Source organism: Saccharospirillum salsuginis, assembly GCF_014651855.1.
GTDB classification, from domain to species: Bacteria; Pseudomonadota; Gammaproteobacteria; order Pseudomonadales; family Natronospirillaceae; genus Saccharospirillum; species Saccharospirillum salsuginis.
In genome coordinates, this window is sequence record NZ_BMXR01000005.1 from 256,064 (window position 1) to 274,232 (window position 18,169).

The window sequence follows — 18,169 nt, forward strand, 5'->3', positions numbered from 1 at the left end:
AAAAAAACTGAATAGCCATGGCTCACAACCCCATCACGCTGGACCTGCTACGCGCACTGGATGCCATCGACCAACGCGGCAGCTTCGCCGCGGCCGCCACCGCCCTGCACAAGGTGCCCTCGGCACTGACGTACACGGTTCAGAAAGTCGAACAGGACCTCGGCATCGACCTGTTCGACCGCAGCGGCCACCGGGCCAAGATGACGCCCGCCGGCCGACTGATCCTGGACGAGGGACGTGGCATTCTCCGGGATATCGACACCCTGGCCAGCTCGGCCAAGAAGATTGCCAGCGGCTGGGAGCCGGAATTGCGCATCGGTGTCGACACCATTTTCGAGCCGTCGCGACTCTTCAGCCTGATCCAGGCGTTCAATCAGGAACATCCGTATATCAAGGTGCACCTGATCCACGGCGCTCTCTCGGGCACCTGGGAATTGCTGATCAATGGCAGTGCGGATCTGATTTTGTCCGGAGACGGACTGGACCCGAAAGCGGAGGGCTATGAAATCAAGAGACTGGCCGAAATGAAACGGGTCTTCGTCGTGTCGAAAGACCACCCGCTTGCGTCGAAGTCCTGCACCGTCAGCGAGGAAGAGATCGCGGAATACCCCACCATCGTGGTGAAAGACACCACTCAATTGCTGGCACCGAAGACGGTGGGCTGGACACGTCACCATCGCATGGTCACGGTACCGACCATGCAGGATAAAATTGAGGCCCAAATCGCCGGGCTGGGCGTGGGCTTTCTGCCCCTGCATCGCATCAAACACTACCTGGACAGCGGCGATCTGGTTCCGGTCAAGGTGTCGCAACCGGATGAGCCGTTCAAGGCTATTCTTGCCTATCAAAAAGGCAACACAGGAAAGGCGTTGAATTGGTTCCGGGAGCACATCACGGCCGAGGTGCTCGGGCTCGATCTCCAAGTCTAACGTTTCATATAATCCAAATCGTCAGCCCACCAAACTGAGTCCGGCAGACGTCTCTTCAACTCCTTTCACACTTTTCTTCCGCCCACAAAAAAGCCGCCCCGGAGGGCGGCTTGGCTTCTAAGTTCAGAGGAATCCTGAATTAGAATGCGTAAGCGGCAGACAGCTTCAGTACGTTTTCTACGTCAGCTTGAGTGTCGTAGTCGGCAGCGTACTTAACACCGTTGTCTTTGGTGTAGGAAACGCCGGCACCGATTTGCGGATCAGCAGATTCATCAGCGTCCAGGTCACCCAGAGTGATGTCGCCATAGGCGCTCAGAGGACCGTCGGTGTAAACTACTTCACCGAAGAACTCGTCACCGGCTTCTTCAACCGCTGTGTAGGTGTACTCACCGGTTACGGTGATCATGCCCGCAGTGTAGCTAGCACCAGCCAGAAGCTTCATGCTGTCGTCGTTGTTGGCATCCGGATCTTCAACTTCGTTGGTTGCGTCGAAGTCTTGACCTTTCAGATAAACAGACAGAGCGTCGATCGGAGTAGCAGTCAGCTCGAAGCCGTACTCTACAGCGGCGGTGTCGTTAGCGTCGGTACCGTCGAAGGTGTAGCGGTTAACACCAACAGACGCAGTAACCATGTCCATGGTGTAAGTCGCGCCAGCACCTACATAGATGAAGGCTGCGTCGTCTTCACCACCCAGGCTGGAAGCACGATACTGGAAGTCAGCAACGTAGCTCAGGGCATCTGCTTCACCAGAATACTTGGCACCTACGCCGAAGTCAGCAGTTTGGTCGATTTCGTAACCTTCTGCGTCCGCGTCGCTGTTTTCACCTTCAACTTGAACAGCCAGGCCGTCCATGGTGTAGCGAATCGCAGCACCAACGTCTTTGCCTTCAGAGTTGCCGTTGAAATCGTCGTTGGAATCGCCCATGTCATAGGCGTACTCGTGGGTTTCAACCAAGCTACCAGTCTGACCGAAGGAGATAGCGCCATCAGTGATTACAATATCGCCGGCGTCAACTTCAACGGTGCCGTCGTTGGTACGCAGTTGCAGGGAACCAGAGAACGGACCGTGTACAACATCAACGCCCATTTCCAGGCCCCAGGCTTCGCCAGCGGTGGCGCTGTCGAAATCGTCGCCTTCATCCAGGTCCATGTCCATGACGGTGCCAGCTTCTTCGGCATCGGCATTGAACAGGTTGTTTTCCATGTCGATCACATAGATCGCTTCCATGGAACCGGTGTAGCTAAAAGTAGTTTCGGTGTCACCACCGTGAGCAGCAGCGTTGGCCTGAGCAGAGATCGCAGCAGCCAGTGCGGTAACCGCAACGCCAGAAGCAATTTTGATCGCTTTCATTCAAGATTCCCCTTTTTTTTATTTCAACTGGTTTGGTGACCAGACTTCTCGATAAATCATGGCCGGCGTCGTGTCCGGTACGTTACCGATTAGGCAACCAATAACGAACCACGAAGACAACGTCAACCGATGATCGTTGTTATCGTTATATCCTGCGATACATATATTACAACTGTATGGCAGAGTCAAAACGTAACTGGGTGGAAAACGATCTGCATCAACAATTTAAGGCGATTTTCTCATGTACTTACGTGATTCGCTCGTACATTTGTTCATTTTTTCGCCAGTTGAGCATTTGACCTGTTGCCGGCAAGCACTTTCTCGGTCCCAAGTCTCAATACCTTTTTGAACACCCTGCCTAGATCAGGAAGTTCGGATTTCAGACCAGGATCGGCGATTCAACATCGGCTCCGGGAGTTTCTTGTTTGGCGACAGCGGTACGGATCACACTGTGTCTGTTTAGGTTAAATTCAGTTCAGTGTATCAGTCCGCCCAGGTCTTCGTTCCCCTTGCCCAGGATTGATCGAGAGCGTCTCAATCAACGTCCGTGCCCTATCAAACCAGAGCCTTGGGGAGTGGTCAACCCATTTTTTTGCGTTTTTTTGACGTTTTTGGCTTTTTTCGAACGGGGAGCGGTGGGATTTCAGAGTGGGCTGAAAGGCCCGCGATAGCGGGGTTGAATCGAACCGGGTGTCAATTCTCAGTCACTCTGATTCCGCTGGGTGACCACGGCGGCCACCCGGAACGGTTTTTTCATTCTTTTGGGGCGGAATCCGCCCACTTTGTCGGTACTTTTGACGGTCAGGCGACGGTCAGCCGGAGCGAAACCCGAGGACATCTTCCATGTCATAGAGCCCTTTGTCACGCCCGGACAGCCACAAGGATGCCCGAACCGCACCGCGGGCAAAGGTTTGCCGGCTGCTGGCCTTGTGCGTGATTTCGAGGCGCTCGCCTTCGCTGGCGAACAGGACGGTGTGCTCGCCGACGATGTCGCCGGCACGGACGGTCGCGAACCCGATTGTGTCCTTGTCGCGCGGCCCTTCCTGCCCCTGTCGGCCGTAGACGGCACATTGTGACAGATCGCGCCCCAGCGTCTCGGCGACGGCCTCACCCATGCGCAAGGCTGTCCCGCTGGGTGCGTCGACCTTGTGACGATGATGCGCTTCAAGGATCTCAATGTCGGCTTCCTCGCCCATGACCCGGGCGGCCGTGCGCAGCAATTGCAGGGACAAGTTAACGCCGACACTGTAGTTCGCGGCGAAAACGATGGGCAATTGTTCCGCATAGGCGTTCAATTCAGCCAATTGAGCGTCCGTGAATCCGGTAGTGCCGATTACAATGGCCGTATTACTGCCGGCCAATTGAGACAGGTGCGCCAGCGTCGCTTCCGGAGTTGTGAAGTCGATCACAACATCGGCTTTATCCAGACCCTCTTTTAAATGAGTCGTCAGCGGCACATCTGTTTTGCCGATACCGGCCACTTCGCCCGCGTCACTGCCCGCCAGGGACGACGACGGCGAGACGGTGGCCACGGTCAATGCAGTCTGCTCATTGGCTTCAACAGCCTGAATCAGCGCGCGGCCCATGCGACCGCTGGCGCCGGTGATGGCGATATTCAGCATGCGTTACCTTTTTGTATTGGCTTTGTCGCTCACGGCGTGAGCTCCTACAGTGTGCATAAGGAGTACCTTCCCCTCACCCCAGCCCTCTCGATGCGTCGGACCGCCCATGGGGAGAGGGAGTTTAGGGTTACATCTCTTCGAAGAACTTCTTCACGCCGTCGAACCAGCCCTTGCTGCGTGGTGAGTGCTTCTTGCCGTCCATGCTTTCCTGCAGCTCCGAGAGCAGCTCTTTCTGACGGGCATTGAGGTTCACCGGTGTTTCTACGACCACACGGCACAACAAGTCGCCCACACCGCCACCGCGGACCGGGGTAACACCCTTGCTGCGCAACCGGAACAAGCGTCCGGTTTGGGTTTCAGCCGGAATCTTCAGCTTGACGCGGCCGTCCAGCGTGGGGACTTCCATCTCTCCACCCAGTGCCGCATCGGCGAAGCTGATCGGCACTTCGCAATAGAGGTTCGCCCCTTCGCGCTCGAAAATCGAATGCTTCTTGACGTGCGCTTCCACATAGAGGTCGCCCGCCGGTCCACCGTTACGTCCGGCTTCCCCTTCGCCACTCAGGCGAATGCGGTCACCGGTGTCGACGCCGGGCGGAATCTTCACGCTGAGGGTCTTGGTTTCTTCTTTGACACCCCGACCGTAACAGCTGTTACAGGGGTCCTTGATGATCTTGCCGGTCCCGGAGCAGGCCGGGCAGGTCTGCTGCACCGCGAAGAAACCTTGCTGCATCCGCACCTGGCCGATACCGCCACAGGTGGAGCAGGTCACAGGCTGGGTGCCCTTCTTGGCACCGGAGCCTTCGCAGGTGTCACAGTTGACCAGGGTCGGGACCTTGATGGTCTTTTCGGTCCCGCGAACGGCTTCCTCAAGCGTCAGCTCCAGGTTGTATTTGAGGTCGGCGCCGCGCTGAACACTGGAGCGACGGCCGCCGCCACCGCCGAAGATGTCGCCGAACACATCGCCGAAGATGTCGCTGAAACTGCCATGACCGGCACCGGCGCCACCGCCGCCGAAACCGCCCTGGCCGTCAACACCGGCATGACCAAACTGGTCGTAGGCGGAACGCTTCTGCGGGTCGGCCAATACATCGTAGGCTTCCGACAATTCCTTGAACTTGGCTTCGGCTTCTTCGTCACCCGGGTTACGATCCGGATGATACTTCATCGCCATGCGACGGTAAGCCTTCTTGATGTCTTTTTCGTCCGCACCGCGTTCGACACCGAGGACTTCGTAATAGTCTCGCTTGGACATAACTGCTGTTGCCTTAGGTTTTCAGGTCGCTCTCGCACTTTCCAACGAACAAGAACGCGGGCCGGAGCCCGCGTTCGTCAGAAAGCCTCAGTGACAACTTGCGTTGTTACTTGTTGTCTTTCACTTCTTCGAACTCGGCATCGACGGCATCGTCGGAGGACGACTCGGCGCTCTCCGCGCCCGCCTGTCCTTCGCCGGCTTCGCCACCCTGTTCGGCATACATCTTCTGAGCCAGGGAGGACGACGCCTGCGTCAGTGCCTCGACCTTGGTGTTGATGGCGTCGATGTCATCGCCCTTAATGGCTTCTTCGACTTCCTCGATAGCCTTCTCGATGGCGGCCTTCTCGTCGTCGGTCGCCTTGTCGCCGGCTTCATTCAAGGTCTTGCGTGTGGCGTGGACCAGACTGTCGGCGGTGTTGCGCGTCTGGGCCAGTTCCTCGAATTTCTTGTCTTCCTCGGCGTGCGCCTCAGCGTCCTTGACCATTTGGTCGATCTCTTCCTCGGACAGGCCGGAACTCGCCTTGATCACGATGGACTGCTCCTTGCCGGTGCCCTTGTCTTTTGCGGACACGTTCAGGATGCCGTTGGCGTCCATGTCGAAGCTGACTTCGATCTGCGGTACACCGCGCGGTGCCGGCGGAATATCGGCCAGGTCGAAGCGTCCCAGGGATTTGTTCTGGTTCGCCATCTTGCGTTCGCCCTGCACCACGTGAATGGTCACGGCGGACTGGTTGTCGTCGGCGGTCGAGAACACCTGGCTCTTGCGCGTCGGGATGGTGGTGTTCTTCTCGATCAGCGGCGTCATCACACCACCCATGGTTTCGATGCCCAGGGTCAACGGTGTGACGTCGAGCAGCAGGACGTCCTTGACGTCGCCGGACAGTACGGCGCCCTGAATGGCGGCACCGATGGCCACGGCTTCATCCGGGTTGACGTCTTTGCGCGGGTCCTTGCCGAAGAACTCGGAGACCAGCTTCTGCACCAGCGGCATGCGGGTCTGACCACCGACCAGAATGATGTCGTCGACTTCGGAGATCTCCTTGTCGGAGTCCTTCAGTGCGGTGCGGACCGGATCCAGTGACCGCTGTACCAGCTCTTCCACCAGCGATTCCAGCTTGGCCCGGGTCACCTTGATGTTCAGGTGCTTCGGTCCGGACGCGTCGGCCGTGATGTACGGCAGGTTGACGTCGGTCTGCTGGGCGGAGGACAGCTCGATCTTGGCTTTCTCGGCGGCCTCTTTCAGACGCTGCATGGCCAGGGCGTCGCCCTTCAGGTCGATGCCGGAATCCTTCTTGAAGGTTTCCGCCAGGTAATTGATCAATTTCAGGTCGAAGTCTTCGCCACCCAGGAAGGTGTCGCCGTTGGTCGCCAACACTTCGAACTGGTGCTCGCCGTCGACTTCGGCGATCTCGATGATGGAGATATCGAAGGTACCGCCACCCAGGTCATAGACGGCGATGACGTTGTCGCCACGCTTCTTGTCCATGCCATAGGCCAGAGCGGCCGCGGTCGGTTCGTTGATGATCCGCTTGACTTCCATGCCGGCGATGCGGCCGGCGTCTTTGGTGGCCTGGCGCTGAGAATCGTTGAAGTAGGCCGGAACGGTAATGACCGCTTCGGTGACGGCCTCGCCCAGGTATTCCTCGGCGGTTTTCTTCATCTTCTTCAGCACTTCGGCGGAAATCTGGGGCGGTGCTTTCTTTTCGCCCTTCACTTCCACCCAGGCATCGCCGTTGTCGGCCTTGACGATCTTGTACGGGACCATCTTGATGTCTTTCTGTACAACATCGTCCTCGAACCGACGGCCGATCAGACGCTTGACCGCGTAGAGGGTGTTGTCGGGGTTGGTGACGGCCTGGCGCTTGGCCGGCTGCCCCACCAGTGTTTCGTCGTCATCGGTAAAGGCGACAATGGACGGGGTGGTACGATCGCCCTCGACGTTTTCGATCACCTTTGGCTTGTCGCCTTCCATGATGGCCACACACGAGTTGGTGGTGCCCAAATCGATGCCTATGATTTTGCCCATTTTTACTGACGCTCCGTAGTTCGTTTTACCAGCTTGCTTCGATATATGAGAGCAGCTTCGTTGAATTCAAGACCCTACTTTTAATCGGGTTATGCCGAGCCTTCGCCGACTCAGGCCGTTTCATCGATGGTTTTGCCACTGCCGCCGCCCTTACTGACGACGACCATCGCCGGCCGAACCAGTCGGCCGTGCAGGGTGTAGCCCTTTTGCATCACGGAAATGACCGTGTTCGGCTCCACCTCCGGGTTCTCGACCATGGTCATGGCCTGGTGCAGTTGCGGATCGAACGGCTCCCCTTCCGGGTCAATCGGTTCGATGCTGAATTTGCCGAAGGTGTCGAGCAGACCTTTCAGGGTCATCTCCACGCCTTCTTTCAGCGGTTTGATGTCGTCGGAATCCGTTTCAATGGCCGCCAGCGTGCGCTCAAGGTTGTCGGCGACGGTCAGGATCTCCTTGACCAGCTTCTCCTGCCCGAATTTGTGGGCATTCTCTACGTCCTTCTCGACCCGGCGACGCAGATTGGACATCTCGGCTTCGGACCGCAGGTATTGATCCTTGTAGGACTGGATCTCTTCCCGTGCCGCTTCCAGCTCGGCGGCCAGATCCTGCTCCGGTTCGATACCGTCTTCCCGACCCTGTTCGGCCGTCTCGTCCACCTGAACGTCTTCCTGTGTCTCTACGGTTTTATCTTCGTCTGCCATCGTGCGAACCCAATCGATACTGTCATGTGGAAAGTGTCATCCTCCGCGCAAAGCCCGATCCGGCTCATATCGAGCAGGACCGATTCGTCGATGGGGCCGGGCGATATCGCCGACCGTATCCGGGAGGACTGCAACTGGCGCTTGTTTATTGGGCCGCCGTTTTCGTTTTCAAGACATAACAGGCCCGTGAGGTTGCGGCTATTGCCAAATGGATAAACTTACTGTACAAAAACACAGTATTTTGGGCGTCGAAGGAGCCGTCTCATGCTGCACAACCTGGTGATTCGTAACATTGCCATTGCCGATAACATCGAGATTGAATGGCAACAGGGGATGACGTCGATTTCCGGGGAAACCGGGGCCGGCAAGTCCATCCTGCTCAATGGGCTGGCGCTGGCGCTGGGCGAACGCGCCGACAGCAGCATTGTCCGCCACGGCGAAAAGCGGGCCGAAGTGACCGCCAGTTTCAATGTCGCCCGTATTCCCGACGCCCGCGCCTGGCTGGAGGAGCGCGACTTGGACCAGGGAGACGACTGCATCCTGCGCCGCACCGTCTCCGCCGAGGGGCGTTCGCGCGCCTACATCAACGGCCAGCCGGTCCCGCTCGGTGAGTTAAAGGCACTGGGCGAGGACCTGATCGACGTGCACAGTCAGCACGCCCACCAATCCCTGCTGCGTACCGACACCCACCTGCGGCTGCTGGATGAATACGCCGGTCACGACGAGGCGTTACAGACGGTCAAGGATGCCTGGATTCGCTGGCAGGGCAAGGCCCGCAAATACAAGCAGCTCAAGGAGCAGGCCGATGACAACAGCGCTCGTCAGCAACTGCTGGAATACCAGTTCGACGAATTGAGCGCCCTCGCCCTGCAGGAGGGCGAGGTGGAGGCCCTGGAACAGGAATTCCGCCGCTACAACCAGACCGAAACCCTGGTGACCGAAGCCTACGCGGCCCGGCAATTGCTGGAATCCGAGGAAGGCGGGAGCGATGCCCTAGGTCCGCTGAAGCAATCACTGCACCGGCTGCAAGGGCTGAAGGACGACAACGAATCCCTGTCCAATGCACTGGAATTACTCGACAGTGCCCTGATTCAAGCCCAGGAGGCGGTCAATGACCTCGACCAGTACCTGACCAGCTTCGAGGTGGATGAAGAGCGGGTGCGGTATGTCGAAGACCGGCTGGACCGTATTCACAGCCTGGCACGCAAGCATCAGGTACGCTCCGAAGCCCTGCCCGAGCACACTGCGGCTCTGGCGGTCGAACTGGAGCAACTGACCGCCGACGTTTCCGGGCTGGATCAATTGGAAACCGAGGTCGCCGAACTGGAACAGGCCTACCAGACCGCAGCCGAAGCTCTCTCGGACCAACGACTGGCCGCCGCCGAGCGGTTCGGCGTCGAAGTTATGGACAAGCTGAACCAGCTTTCGATGCCGGGTGCACGGTTCGAAGCGGTGTGCGAACGCCTGGAGACGCCGTCACCAACGGGCCTGAACCGGGTCGAATTCCGGGTCAGCATGAACCAGGGCCAACCGCTGCGCACCCTGGCCAAAGTCGCCTCCGGCGGGGAGTTGTCCCGCATATCCCTGGCCATTCAGGTGATCTGCGCCGAGCACAGCACTATTCCGACCCTGGTGTTCGACGAAGTCGATGTCGGCATCAGCGGCGCGACGGCGGAGATCGTGGGCTTGATGCTGCGGGCAGTCGGTGAACGCGGACAGGTGATTTGCGTGACCCACCTGCCGCAGGTGGCCGCTCTCGGCCATCACCACTGCGTGGTCGCCAAGCAGCAGGCGGACAACCAGACCCGCACCGATATTAGACCGATTACCGAGGAACGCCGCGTCGATGAGATCGCGCGGATGTTGGGAGGGATCGACATTACGGCCCAGACCCGGGCGCATGCGGAAGAGATGCTGATGCGGCATCAGCGGCAGCATTAAGCCCCTGGTAGGGCTATGAATCGCGCACGGAGTGCGCTCCTACACTAGGTTTAAGCGTAGGAGCGCACTCCGTGCGCGATAATTTGAACTGTTACAGCAGGCTCAGCAGCAATTCCCGGGTGGCCTCTTTCCCGGCATAACCTTCTTTCACGGTATGCACCTGCCCCTGCTTGTCGATCACGTATGCCGTCGGGAAGCCGGTCGGGTTGAACTGACTGACCACTTCCTGGGACTTGTCGGACAAAATGAGAAAATCCACCGGTGTGCCGCTCAGGAACCGTTCGGCCAGGGCCGGGTCTTCGTCGGTATTGATGCCGATAAAGACGATGCCGCGACTTTTCAGCTCGGCGTGCAATTCGTTCAGTTCGGGAAAGGACTTGCGGCAGGTGGTGCACCAGCTCGCCCAGAAATCGATGTAGACCACCCGGCCTTCCAGGGCCTGGCTGTCGAGTACCCGACCATCGAGCGTCGGCAGGCGGAAGGACGGCAGGGCATCGCCCTCGTTGACATCGGCGAATACACCCACGCTGACCACAGCGGCCAACACCCAGGCACACAGACGTTTCATACGGCTCCTCGTTTATGTTCAGTGGCACTTGGACGGCCAGTGTACTGCATGGCGGACGCTCAAGACCGGAACGGGTTCACGCTCGGGCCACCCCAAAAACGACCAAATCAGCCCTTTTTTGCCCGTACGTAGAGCACCAGGCTGTGGTCGACCAACTCGAAACCGTGCTGTTCGGCGATTTCGTGCTGCCGTTTCTCGATCACATCGTCGACGAATTCGACCACTTCGCCGTTGTCGACATTGACCATGTGATCGTGATGCTCTTCGCTCGCCAGCTCATACACCGCGTGGGTTCCGTCGAAATTGTGCTTCGAGACCAAACCGGCGGATTCGAATTGGGTCAGTACCCGGTACACCGTGGCCAGCCCCACGTCCTCGCCACTGTCCTGAAGCGCCTTGTAGACTTCTTCCGCACTCATGTGACCGTCGGGGTTGCTCTCGAACATCTGCAGAATTTTCAGCCGCGGCAAGGTTACCTTCAAACCGACTTTTTTCAGTTCCTGATTTTGGGTGGTCACCTTCTCGTCTCCTCCAGTCTCTGTGGTACACTGCGCGGCGACCCGGCAGGCGGGTCGGCATCAGGTATCCCGTCAATTACAGACGTCAGTGGGTTCGTTGTTTACGTTTACACAGGATGATAACGATTTGCGCCAGAAAAGAACAAAGGTAATTGCCACCGGTTTGACCGCCGTGCTGTTGTCCGGCTGTGCACTGTTCACCCCCTACGAACCGGAACTCAAACAGGGCAACTTCGTCAAGGAAGAGCAATTGCGTCAATTGCAGACCGGCATGTCCACCGAACAGGTTCAATTCCTGCTGGGGACGCCCATGCTGACCGGCGAATCGCCCAGTGACCGGTGGATTTACCCGATTCATGAAAACGAAGGGAAATACCGCCACATCATTGTCGAATTCGACAACGGCAAGGTCAGCCGCATCACCCGCGAATCGTAGTCGTTTCACGGGACGACGCGCGACGCCGACGCTTCCGGGTCAGGTCGATTTCGCCTGCTTGGCTTTGGCGGCCCGGTTCTGCCGGGCCTGTTTGGGGTCGATCAGCAACGGCCGGTAAAGCTCCACCCGGTCGCCGGGGTGCAATTGCTCCTGGTCCGGTTTCGGTACTTTTCTTCCGAATATCCCCATCGGCAAGCTATCCGGCTCAAGCCCCGGGAACTCCCGTTCGATACCGCTCTGGCGTACGGCCTCGACCAGGGTCGTCCCTTCCGGTACGTCCACCTCGACGATGACCTGTTTTTCCGGTGTGGCGTAGGCCACTTCCACTTTCATCATTTCCATGACATGTCCTCAGGCTGATCGGGCGCGTTCGTCCGCGCGACGTACGAAAGCATCGACCATGCGGTCGGCCAATTGTTTGAATATGGGCCCGAAGGCCATGGCGGTGAGTTGGCCCTGGGTTTCAAAACTCAAATCGAGCGACACCCGGCAGCCGTTGTCGCCCAGGGGTTTGAGCGTCCAGATACCGTTCAGGCTCTTCAGCGGCCCGTGCTTCAGGGTGAGTTCGATCCGGTGCGGCCGCTCCAGGCGATTGTGGGTAACCAGGGTTTTCTCGATCCCGGCCTTGCGCACTACCATCCGGCCGACCATGTGCGTCTCGGAGACTTCCAGCACGTCGGCGGCCACCACTTCTTCGAGAAAATCCGGGTAGGCCGGCACGTGGTTGATCAGGTCGAAGAGCGTTTCGGCGGAATGCGGCACCAGGGCCGAACGATGTATCTCTGTCATGAATGCCTGTCTGTGTTGCCGCCCGGCAGATCCGGATCGGGCTAGAAATGGGGATACAAGGCCTGACGTTTGAGCCAGAGCCAAACGCGCCACAGCAGCACGCCCGAGAGGATCGCTCCCAGAATCCAGGGCACGGTTACGCCGCCGAGTCCCAAGGTTGCGCGAGCGAATGTTAACGCAAGCGCCAACGGGATCACAAATTTGACCGAGAGCCGCCAGGCCAGATATCGACTTCCGGTCTTGGGGTTGACCTGCTTAAGAACCTGATTGGGCGACAGCCCCCAGCCCACCCACAGAGCGGTCAACGTAGCCATGACCGGGGCTACGACACTGAAACTGAACCAGTTCAGCACTTCGGTCAGCGGCATGCCGTACCAGGTCAGCGATGCCTGGGCCTGGGCCGAGACCAGAGCCAACAGCCCCAACAACAGCCCCAGTGCGAGAATCAGCAACAGCCCGCCCCGATGCGTACGTCCACTGACCGCCAGCGTCACCAGCAACAGCAGCGGCAGACTGCCCAGAGCGCCAATCGCCACCGCCAGCCAGAGAAACAGGGACAGGTCGGCGGTCAGATCCCGGCCGGCGACCCGCTCGACCAAGGCCTGCAGGACCACGCCCGAGTCCGCGCTGCGTGTGACGGCTTCGAGGCCCGGCACAACCGTCGCCACGATCACCATTCCCAGCAGCAGGTCGAACAGTTGCACGGACAATACCCAGCGTCCGGTCGGCAGGCTCTGCGGCAACCGGCAGCCGACCAGGTACCAGACCATGAAACCGGCGATGGACGAGGTCAGGGCGTACCGTAACGCGAGGAAGACCGCGTCGACCCGGATCGGCTGCCATCCCCAGCGGGCGGACAACTCGCTTAATTGAGGAAGCTGGATCACGACCAGGGCCAGACACAGCGGCAGGATCAGCGCATACACCAGAGCCATGCCATACCAGGCGAACCAGGCGATCAGAGCCAGCAGCCCGACCAGCAACAGCATCAACTGCCCCAGTCGGACCCGATCCGAACCGAGATCATACCAGTACAGCACCCGGTCCAGACTGTCGAAACCGGCCAGGGTACCGGTCAGGGCGTCCTGGCCGACCGCCAGAGTCCAGGCGGCGTTATGCAGGTTGTTGGCGACCACGAAAAGGACGGCCAGCAACAATGCCCCGAGCAGACCGAACCCCCAACGGCGCACACTCGAATCAAGCACCAGCTCGAACGGTGACACCCGGTAGTAACGACCGGCCACCAGTTCGGCATGCAACAAGGGCAATACGATCACCAGCTTGAACAAGGCATACAAAGCCAGAAAGCTCAATTCGCCGTGGCGGGCGGCGTAGACCGGCAACAGCAGAAAATCGGACAGCCCCAGTTGGCTGCCGAACAAAATAAGCAGGATCAACAATCGATTCATGGCGCCCAGTATACCCGGATACACACAGCTGTCTTTACGCACCTGAGCCATTGACAAGCGGCGAACGTACAACAAGGTTAGAGTTCAGGTTCCAGCCCAAGGAGGCCCACCATGGTCCGAATACTGTTCGTTCTGATCTGCATCGGCTCGTTGGCTGCGTCAGCGCAGGCCCGGGTTATTCTGTCGGACACCAGCGCCGGCCAGGCGTTCGAGGTCGAAGAGGTCGCCACCGGGCTCAATGTCCCCTGGGGCATGGCCTTCGTCAATGAACGGGCGTTGTTGATCACCCAGCGCAGCGGAGGCGCCGTGCGCCTGAACCTCGATACCGGCGAACGCCGACCGGTGCAGGGCTTGCCCGACGTCGCGGCGCGTGGACAGGGCGGCCTGCTCGATGTCGCGACCGGACCCGATTACCCCGACACCGGCTGGCTCTATTTCACCTACAGTAAAGCTACGCCGGATGGCGCCGTGACCACACTGGCGCGGGCAAAACTCTCCGACACCCGGCTGACGGACTGGACCGACCTACTGGTCACCCGCTCAGCTTCCGGCACCGGCCGACACTTCGGCAGCCGCATCGCTTTCGACCAGGCCGGACACGTGTTTTTCGGCGTCGGCGACCGGGGTAACCGGCCCAACGGTCAGGATCTGACCACCCATGCCGGCGCGCTGATGCGACTGAATCTCGACGGCAGCATCCCCGGGGACAATCCGTTTGTCGATCGCGAAAACGCCCTGCCCGAAATCTGGAGTTATGGTCACCGCAATCCCCAAGGCCTGGCTTACGACCCGGCCACGAATCGGCTGTGGGAAATCGAACATGGGCCGCGCGGCGGCGATGAAATCAACCTGATTGAAAAAGGGGCCAACTATGGCTGGCCGGTGGTTTCACACGGCAAGGAATACTACGGACCCGTGGACGTGGGCGAAGCCACCAGCAAGCCGGGCATGGCCGACCCGGTCAAGGTGTACATCCCCTCCATCGCACCGGGCAGTCTGGTCCATTACCGGGGCGAGGCTTTTCCCGAATGGCGCGGCAACCTCCTCGCCGGCGCACTGGTGTTGACCCACCTGAACCGGGTTGTACTCAACGAAGCCGGCGAAGCGGTCGGCGAGGAGCGGTTGCTGGAGTCGCTGGGTGAACGCATCCGCGATGTGGCGGTGGACCCGGAGGGCCGACTCTATCTGACCACGGACAGCGGTCGTCTGCTGCGGCTGCAACCGGCCGACTGAAGGCTCAAGCGCCCCGGAAAGCCGGGATCGGCAGCCCGGCCACCTCGGTTCGCATCCGGAGTATGGAACCGGCCAGGGGCTCGCGTTCCAGCTGCGCCGGGCTAAGATGCTTGCGCGCACTGGTCAGGTAGAGGGTTTTCATGTCCGGACCGCCGAAGCAACAGGACGTCGGATTCGTGACCGGCGTTGGTATCTCCCGGTCCACCCGCCCATCGGGCCGCAGACGCACCATCCTGCCCTGCCCCCACAGGCAGGTCCAGAGGCATCCGGTTTCATCCATGGCCGAACCGTCGATGGTGCCGTCCTGTCCTTCCACCGAGAAGAAGGGCTCGCCGGCACCGATACGTCCGGACGTTTCATCGAACGGGTAGCGCCACAGTGTCTGGCGCGCCGAGTCGGCGTTGTAGAACCAGCGCCCGTCCGGGCTCCAGACCAGGGTGTTGGGAATGCCGAGACCGGTCATCAGGGTCTCGACGTTGCGCCCGTCCAGTCGACAGAGCACCCCTTCCGACAGGGATTCATCCAGATGCGTGGTACCCAGCCAGAGCCGGCCCCGAGCATCCACCCGGGCTTCATTGGGGCGTATCTCAGGGTGCGGTGGCCAGCAGGGTCCGCTCCAGGGGGTGACCTGTCCGGTTCGGGTATTCAGAACGACCAGGCCGAGATGCGTCGCGACCAGCACTGCATCGGCCTGATCGGTCAGCGCCAGGCCGGCCGTGTAGGCATCCAGGGTCCAGTGCTGGTGCCATTCGTCCAGACAACCGAACCGGTGGACTTCCCCGTCCATGATGTTGACCCAGTACAACGCCTGCCGGGCCGGATCCCACAGCGGTGTTTCGCCCAAGTACGAAGCGGTTCGAACCACCAGCTCCCATCCTGTCATGTCTGTCTCCTGCCAGCGGATTCATATCTTGCTGTAACCGGTTACAGCTTGCGACACACTATACCGCACGGAGATTCTGAGAACCAGATGATTGGAGCGGATGCAGGCGGGAAAGCCCCGGCGAACAGTCGCCGGGGCCTGCGGAGCGCGGGTCAGTCGACGATGATCTTGAAGAACAGATAGTCCTTGCGGATGCGGGTATAGGTTCCGTCGCTCTTGACGGCGTCGAGCCCGCGATTGAACAGCCGGCGCAAATCGTCATCGTCCTTGCGGAACGCCATGCCGACGCCCTTGCCGAGCTGTTGCGGATCGCCGATGATCGGGTATTCGCCTTCGATCATGAACTCCTGTTCCCAGATGGGGTAGTCCATAAAGGCGACATCGACTTCGCCGCCGCGGATGGCTTCGTTCAGAGCGGCATTGGACTCGAAGGGACGCAACTGAATCGAGTCGCCGTATTCTTCCCGCAGGTAGTCTTCCTGGATGTAACCGCCGACGACACCGACGGTTCGGCCTTCCAGATCACTGTCTCTGGCGGACGTGATGCCGGAATCTTCATGGGTGAACAACACCGAGGGCGTGGAATAGTAGGCTTCGCCGAAATCGACTTTTTCGGCGCGCTCGGCGTTGATCGACATCGAGGACATGATGGCGTCGTAGCGACCGTCCTGCAGACCGGGAATGATGTCGTCCCAGGGTGTGACCACCCATTCGCATTCAATACCCAGCTCGCGGCAGACGGCGTTACCCAGATCGATTTCGAACCCCGTCAATTCCCCGTTTTCATTCCGGTAGGAATACGGAGGATAAGGAACGTCGACACCCAGGCGAACGACATCCAGGGCCATGTCCGGCGTTTTCATGGACGTTTGATAATAGTACCAGCCTCCGGCGGCACCGGCGGCGATCAGCAGCAGTACGATCAGAATCAGCGCTTGTCGTTTCATTATTATTGTGAACCTTGCACGAACTAGGAGCGGAATCTTTACCCTAACGGGTCATGGATGCAAAGTTAAGACAAGGTGTCACTTTTGGACAAACTGAGGACCGTTTCACAAAATTGACGGTTGGTGGGGAATAAATCGGGGCAGCGCCGGCAAAACGCCGGCGCTTTCAGCAGTGGGATCAGCTTTCTTCGAAAAAGAAACGCTCTTCGCCGAAGGCCGGTTCCAGGTGGTTCAGCCAGGTGGCATCGGGGTTGTACTTGGCGAAGAAAGGCCGCTGGACCCAGTCCGGGTCGCGCCCCTGAATCATGCGCAGGGCCATGACTTGTTCGCCGGCCACTTCGGTGACGCCCTGGATCTCGACCTTGCCCGGGTCCGAACTCATGGACGGACCGCGTGCCGTACGGGCGATGCCGGACACCTGTTTCATGGCGTCGCGGTAGATCTCCCAGGCTTCGACCAGCGGGATTTCGAAGTAGTGACGGGCGCCGGTGTCGCGTTCAACGAACATGTAGTAGGGAATGATGCCCAGTTCGACCTGGATCTGCCACATGCGTGCCCAGTCGTCGGCGTTGTCGTTGATGTGCTTCAGCAAAGGCCCCTGGGCGCGGATCTGGGCGCCGGTGGCGCGCACGCGACGAATGGCTTCACGCGCGATTTCCGGTTCCAGCTCCTGCCAGTGATTGTAGTGCGCCATCAGGGCCAGGTGCTTGCCCGCGGCCTGGACTTCCTCGAACAAATCGAGCAGGTCCTGGGCGTCGGCGTCGGTCACGAACCGCTGTGGCCAGAAGGTCATCGCCTTCGAGCCGATGCGGATGGTGCGCACATGGCTGAATTCCTCGGTCAGCAGAGGCTCGATGTAAGCGCGCAGGTTGCGTGTTTTCATCACCAGCGGATCGCCCCCGGTGATCAGGATGTCGGTGATTTCCGGATGCTCGCGCAGGTAACCGACCAGGTCGCCGGATTCCTTGGTGGCGATTTTCAGGTCTTTATCGCCGACGAACTGGGCCCAGCGGAAACAGAAGGTGCAATAGCTGTGGCACACCTGACCGGCGCTCGGGAAAAACAGAGCGGTTTCACGGTACTTGTGCTGAATGCCATTGATCGGCTCGCCGTTCACGGTCGGGATGTTCTTTTCCATCTGGCCGGCCGGGTGCGGATTCAGCTCGTTCCGGATCTCTTTGATCAGGGCGTCCAGCTCTTTCTTTTCCATGCCCGTCCGCATGGCTTCGGCGACACGGTCGTAGTGTTGCGGGGCCAGCATGCCGCGTTGTGGAAAGGTGAGCTGATAGATGGGGTCGTTCGGTACCTTGTCCCACTGGATCAGTTCGTTGATCACGTATTCGTTCACCCGAAACGGCAATACACTGGCGACGACCTTCATCTCGAAGCGGGTTTCCTCGGACAACGCCTCTAACTGGGTGATCTGATCCAGTTGTTTGGCGGTGTATACCTTGAAGCGCTGGTAGCTGTAGTCGGACCAGTCGTCGACGGCATGAATCGGTACGATCTTTTGTTCAGACATCGGATCAAGCCTTCTCCATTCAACGTCGGCCGCGCAGGCGAT

General features: G+C 59.4%; 17 protein-coding genes. 4 read left to right on the forward strand and 13 right to left on the reverse strand.

Going from position 1 to position 18,169, the window contains the following annotated elements:
- Positions 1-17: 17 nt before the first annotated feature.
- Entirely contained in the window at positions 18-929 is a 912-nt protein-coding gene (locus IE111_RS11670; RefSeq protein ID WP_189608782.1) for a LysR substrate-binding domain-containing protein, read from the forward strand.
- A gap of 139 nt (positions 930-1,068) precedes the next feature.
- Here the strand turns inward: IE111_RS11670 and IE111_RS11675 are convergent, their stop codons facing one another.
- The 5 genes from IE111_RS11675 to grpE all read right to left on the reverse strand — a co-directional run bounded on the left by IE111_RS11675 (position 1,069) and on the right by grpE (position 7,881).
- On the reverse strand, positions 1,069-2,280 hold the full coding sequence (locus IE111_RS11675; RefSeq protein ID WP_189608784.1) for a hypothetical protein: 1,212 nt from the start codon (positions 2,278-2,280) through the stop codon (positions 1,069-1,071).
- Positions 2,281-3,092: 812 nt separating this feature from the next.
- Positions 3,093-3,899: a 4-hydroxy-tetrahydrodipicolinate reductase gene (gene dapB / locus IE111_RS11680; protein ID WP_229805341.1), complete on the reverse strand. Its 807-nt coding sequence runs from the start codon at positions 3,897-3,899 to the stop codon at positions 3,093-3,095.
- 130 nt (positions 3,900-4,029) lie between these two features.
- Positions 4,030-5,154, reverse strand: coding sequence for a molecular chaperone DnaJ (gene dnaJ, locus IE111_RS11685; RefSeq protein WP_189608786.1), 1,125 nt, complete (start codon positions 5,152-5,154; stop codon positions 4,030-4,032).
- A gap of 106 nt (positions 5,155-5,260) precedes the next feature.
- Complete coding sequence (gene dnaK / locus IE111_RS11690; protein ID WP_189608788.1) at positions 5,261-7,180, reverse strand: molecular chaperone DnaK; 1,920 nt, start codon at positions 7,178-7,180, stop codon at positions 5,261-5,263.
- Positions 7,181-7,290: 110 nt separating this feature from the next.
- A complete protein-coding gene (gene grpE, locus IE111_RS11695; RefSeq protein ID WP_189608790.1) occupies positions 7,291-7,881 on the reverse strand; it encodes a nucleotide exchange factor GrpE in 591 nt (196 codons plus the stop codon).
- A 264-nt stretch (positions 7,882-8,145) separates the two neighbouring features.
- Between grpE and recN the strand changes: the two genes are divergently transcribed.
- Positions 8,146-9,822 carry a DNA repair protein RecN gene (recN, locus tag IE111_RS11700; RefSeq protein ID WP_189608792.1) on the forward strand — a complete coding sequence of 559 codons (1,677 nt, stop codon included), beginning with the start codon at positions 8,146-8,148 and terminating at the stop codon, positions 9,820-9,822.
- Positions 9,823-9,913: 91 nt separating this feature from the next.
- Here the strand turns inward: recN and IE111_RS11705 are convergent, their stop codons facing one another.
- Positions 9,914-10,390, reverse strand: coding sequence for a TlpA family protein disulfide reductase (locus IE111_RS11705; RefSeq protein ID WP_189608794.1), 477 nt, complete (start codon positions 10,388-10,390; stop codon positions 9,914-9,916).
- A 107-nt stretch (positions 10,391-10,497) separates the two neighbouring features.
- Complete coding sequence (gene fur / locus IE111_RS11710) at positions 10,498-10,908, reverse strand: ferric iron uptake transcriptional regulator (RefSeq protein ID WP_189608795.1); 411 nt, start codon at positions 10,906-10,908, stop codon at positions 10,498-10,500.
- 172 nt (positions 10,909-11,080) lie between these two features.
- Here fur and IE111_RS11715 point away from each other — a divergent pair, with 172 nt between their 5' ends.
- Positions 11,081-11,344: an outer membrane protein assembly factor BamE gene (locus IE111_RS11715; protein ID WP_229805342.1), complete on the forward strand. Its 264-nt coding sequence runs from the start codon at positions 11,081-11,083 to the stop codon at positions 11,342-11,344.
- 39 nt (positions 11,345-11,383) lie between these two features.
- On the opposite strand, the gene IE111_RS11720 is transcribed toward IE111_RS11715, so the two are convergent.
- From IE111_RS11720 to IE111_RS11730, 3 genes are read right to left on the reverse strand one after another with little or no spacing between them, the layout of a single operon-like run.
- On the reverse strand, positions 11,384-11,686 hold the full coding sequence (locus tag IE111_RS11720) for an RnfH family protein (protein ID WP_229805332.1): 303 nt from the start codon (positions 11,684-11,686) through the stop codon (positions 11,384-11,386).
- Between the two features lie 9 nt (positions 11,687-11,695).
- Positions 11,696-12,133, reverse strand: a complete 438-nt coding sequence (locus tag IE111_RS11725; RefSeq protein WP_189608799.1) for a type II toxin-antitoxin system RatA family toxin — start codon at positions 12,131-12,133, stop codon at positions 11,696-11,698.
- A 41-nt stretch (positions 12,134-12,174) separates the two neighbouring features.
- Positions 12,175-13,542, reverse strand: coding sequence for a hypothetical protein (locus IE111_RS11730; RefSeq protein WP_189608801.1), 1,368 nt, complete (start codon positions 13,540-13,542; stop codon positions 12,175-12,177).
- 111 nt (positions 13,543-13,653) lie between these two features.
- Here IE111_RS11730 and IE111_RS11735 point away from each other — a divergent pair, with 111 nt between their 5' ends.
- Positions 13,654-14,775, forward strand: a complete 1,122-nt coding sequence (locus IE111_RS11735) for a PQQ-dependent sugar dehydrogenase (protein ID WP_189608803.1) — start codon at positions 13,654-13,656, stop codon at positions 14,773-14,775.
- 4 nt (positions 14,776-14,779) lie between these two features.
- Here the strand turns inward: IE111_RS11735 and IE111_RS11740 are convergent, their stop codons facing one another.
- The 3 genes from IE111_RS11740 to IE111_RS11750 all read right to left on the reverse strand — a co-directional run bounded on the left by IE111_RS11740 (position 14,780) and on the right by IE111_RS11750 (position 18,127).
- Positions 14,780-15,658, reverse strand: coding sequence for an SMP-30/gluconolactonase/LRE family protein (locus tag IE111_RS11740; protein WP_189608805.1), 879 nt, complete (start codon positions 15,656-15,658; stop codon positions 14,780-14,782).
- Between the two features lie 152 nt (positions 15,659-15,810).
- Positions 15,811-16,605: a transporter substrate-binding domain-containing protein gene (locus IE111_RS11745; protein WP_189608807.1), complete on the reverse strand. Its 795-nt coding sequence runs from the start codon at positions 16,603-16,605 to the stop codon at positions 15,811-15,813.
- Between the two features lie 178 nt (positions 16,606-16,783).
- Positions 16,784-18,127: a KamA family radical SAM protein gene (locus IE111_RS11750; RefSeq protein ID WP_189608809.1), complete on the reverse strand. Its 1,344-nt coding sequence runs from the start codon at positions 18,125-18,127 to the stop codon at positions 16,784-16,786.
- Positions 18,128-18,169 lie beyond the last annotated feature (42 nt).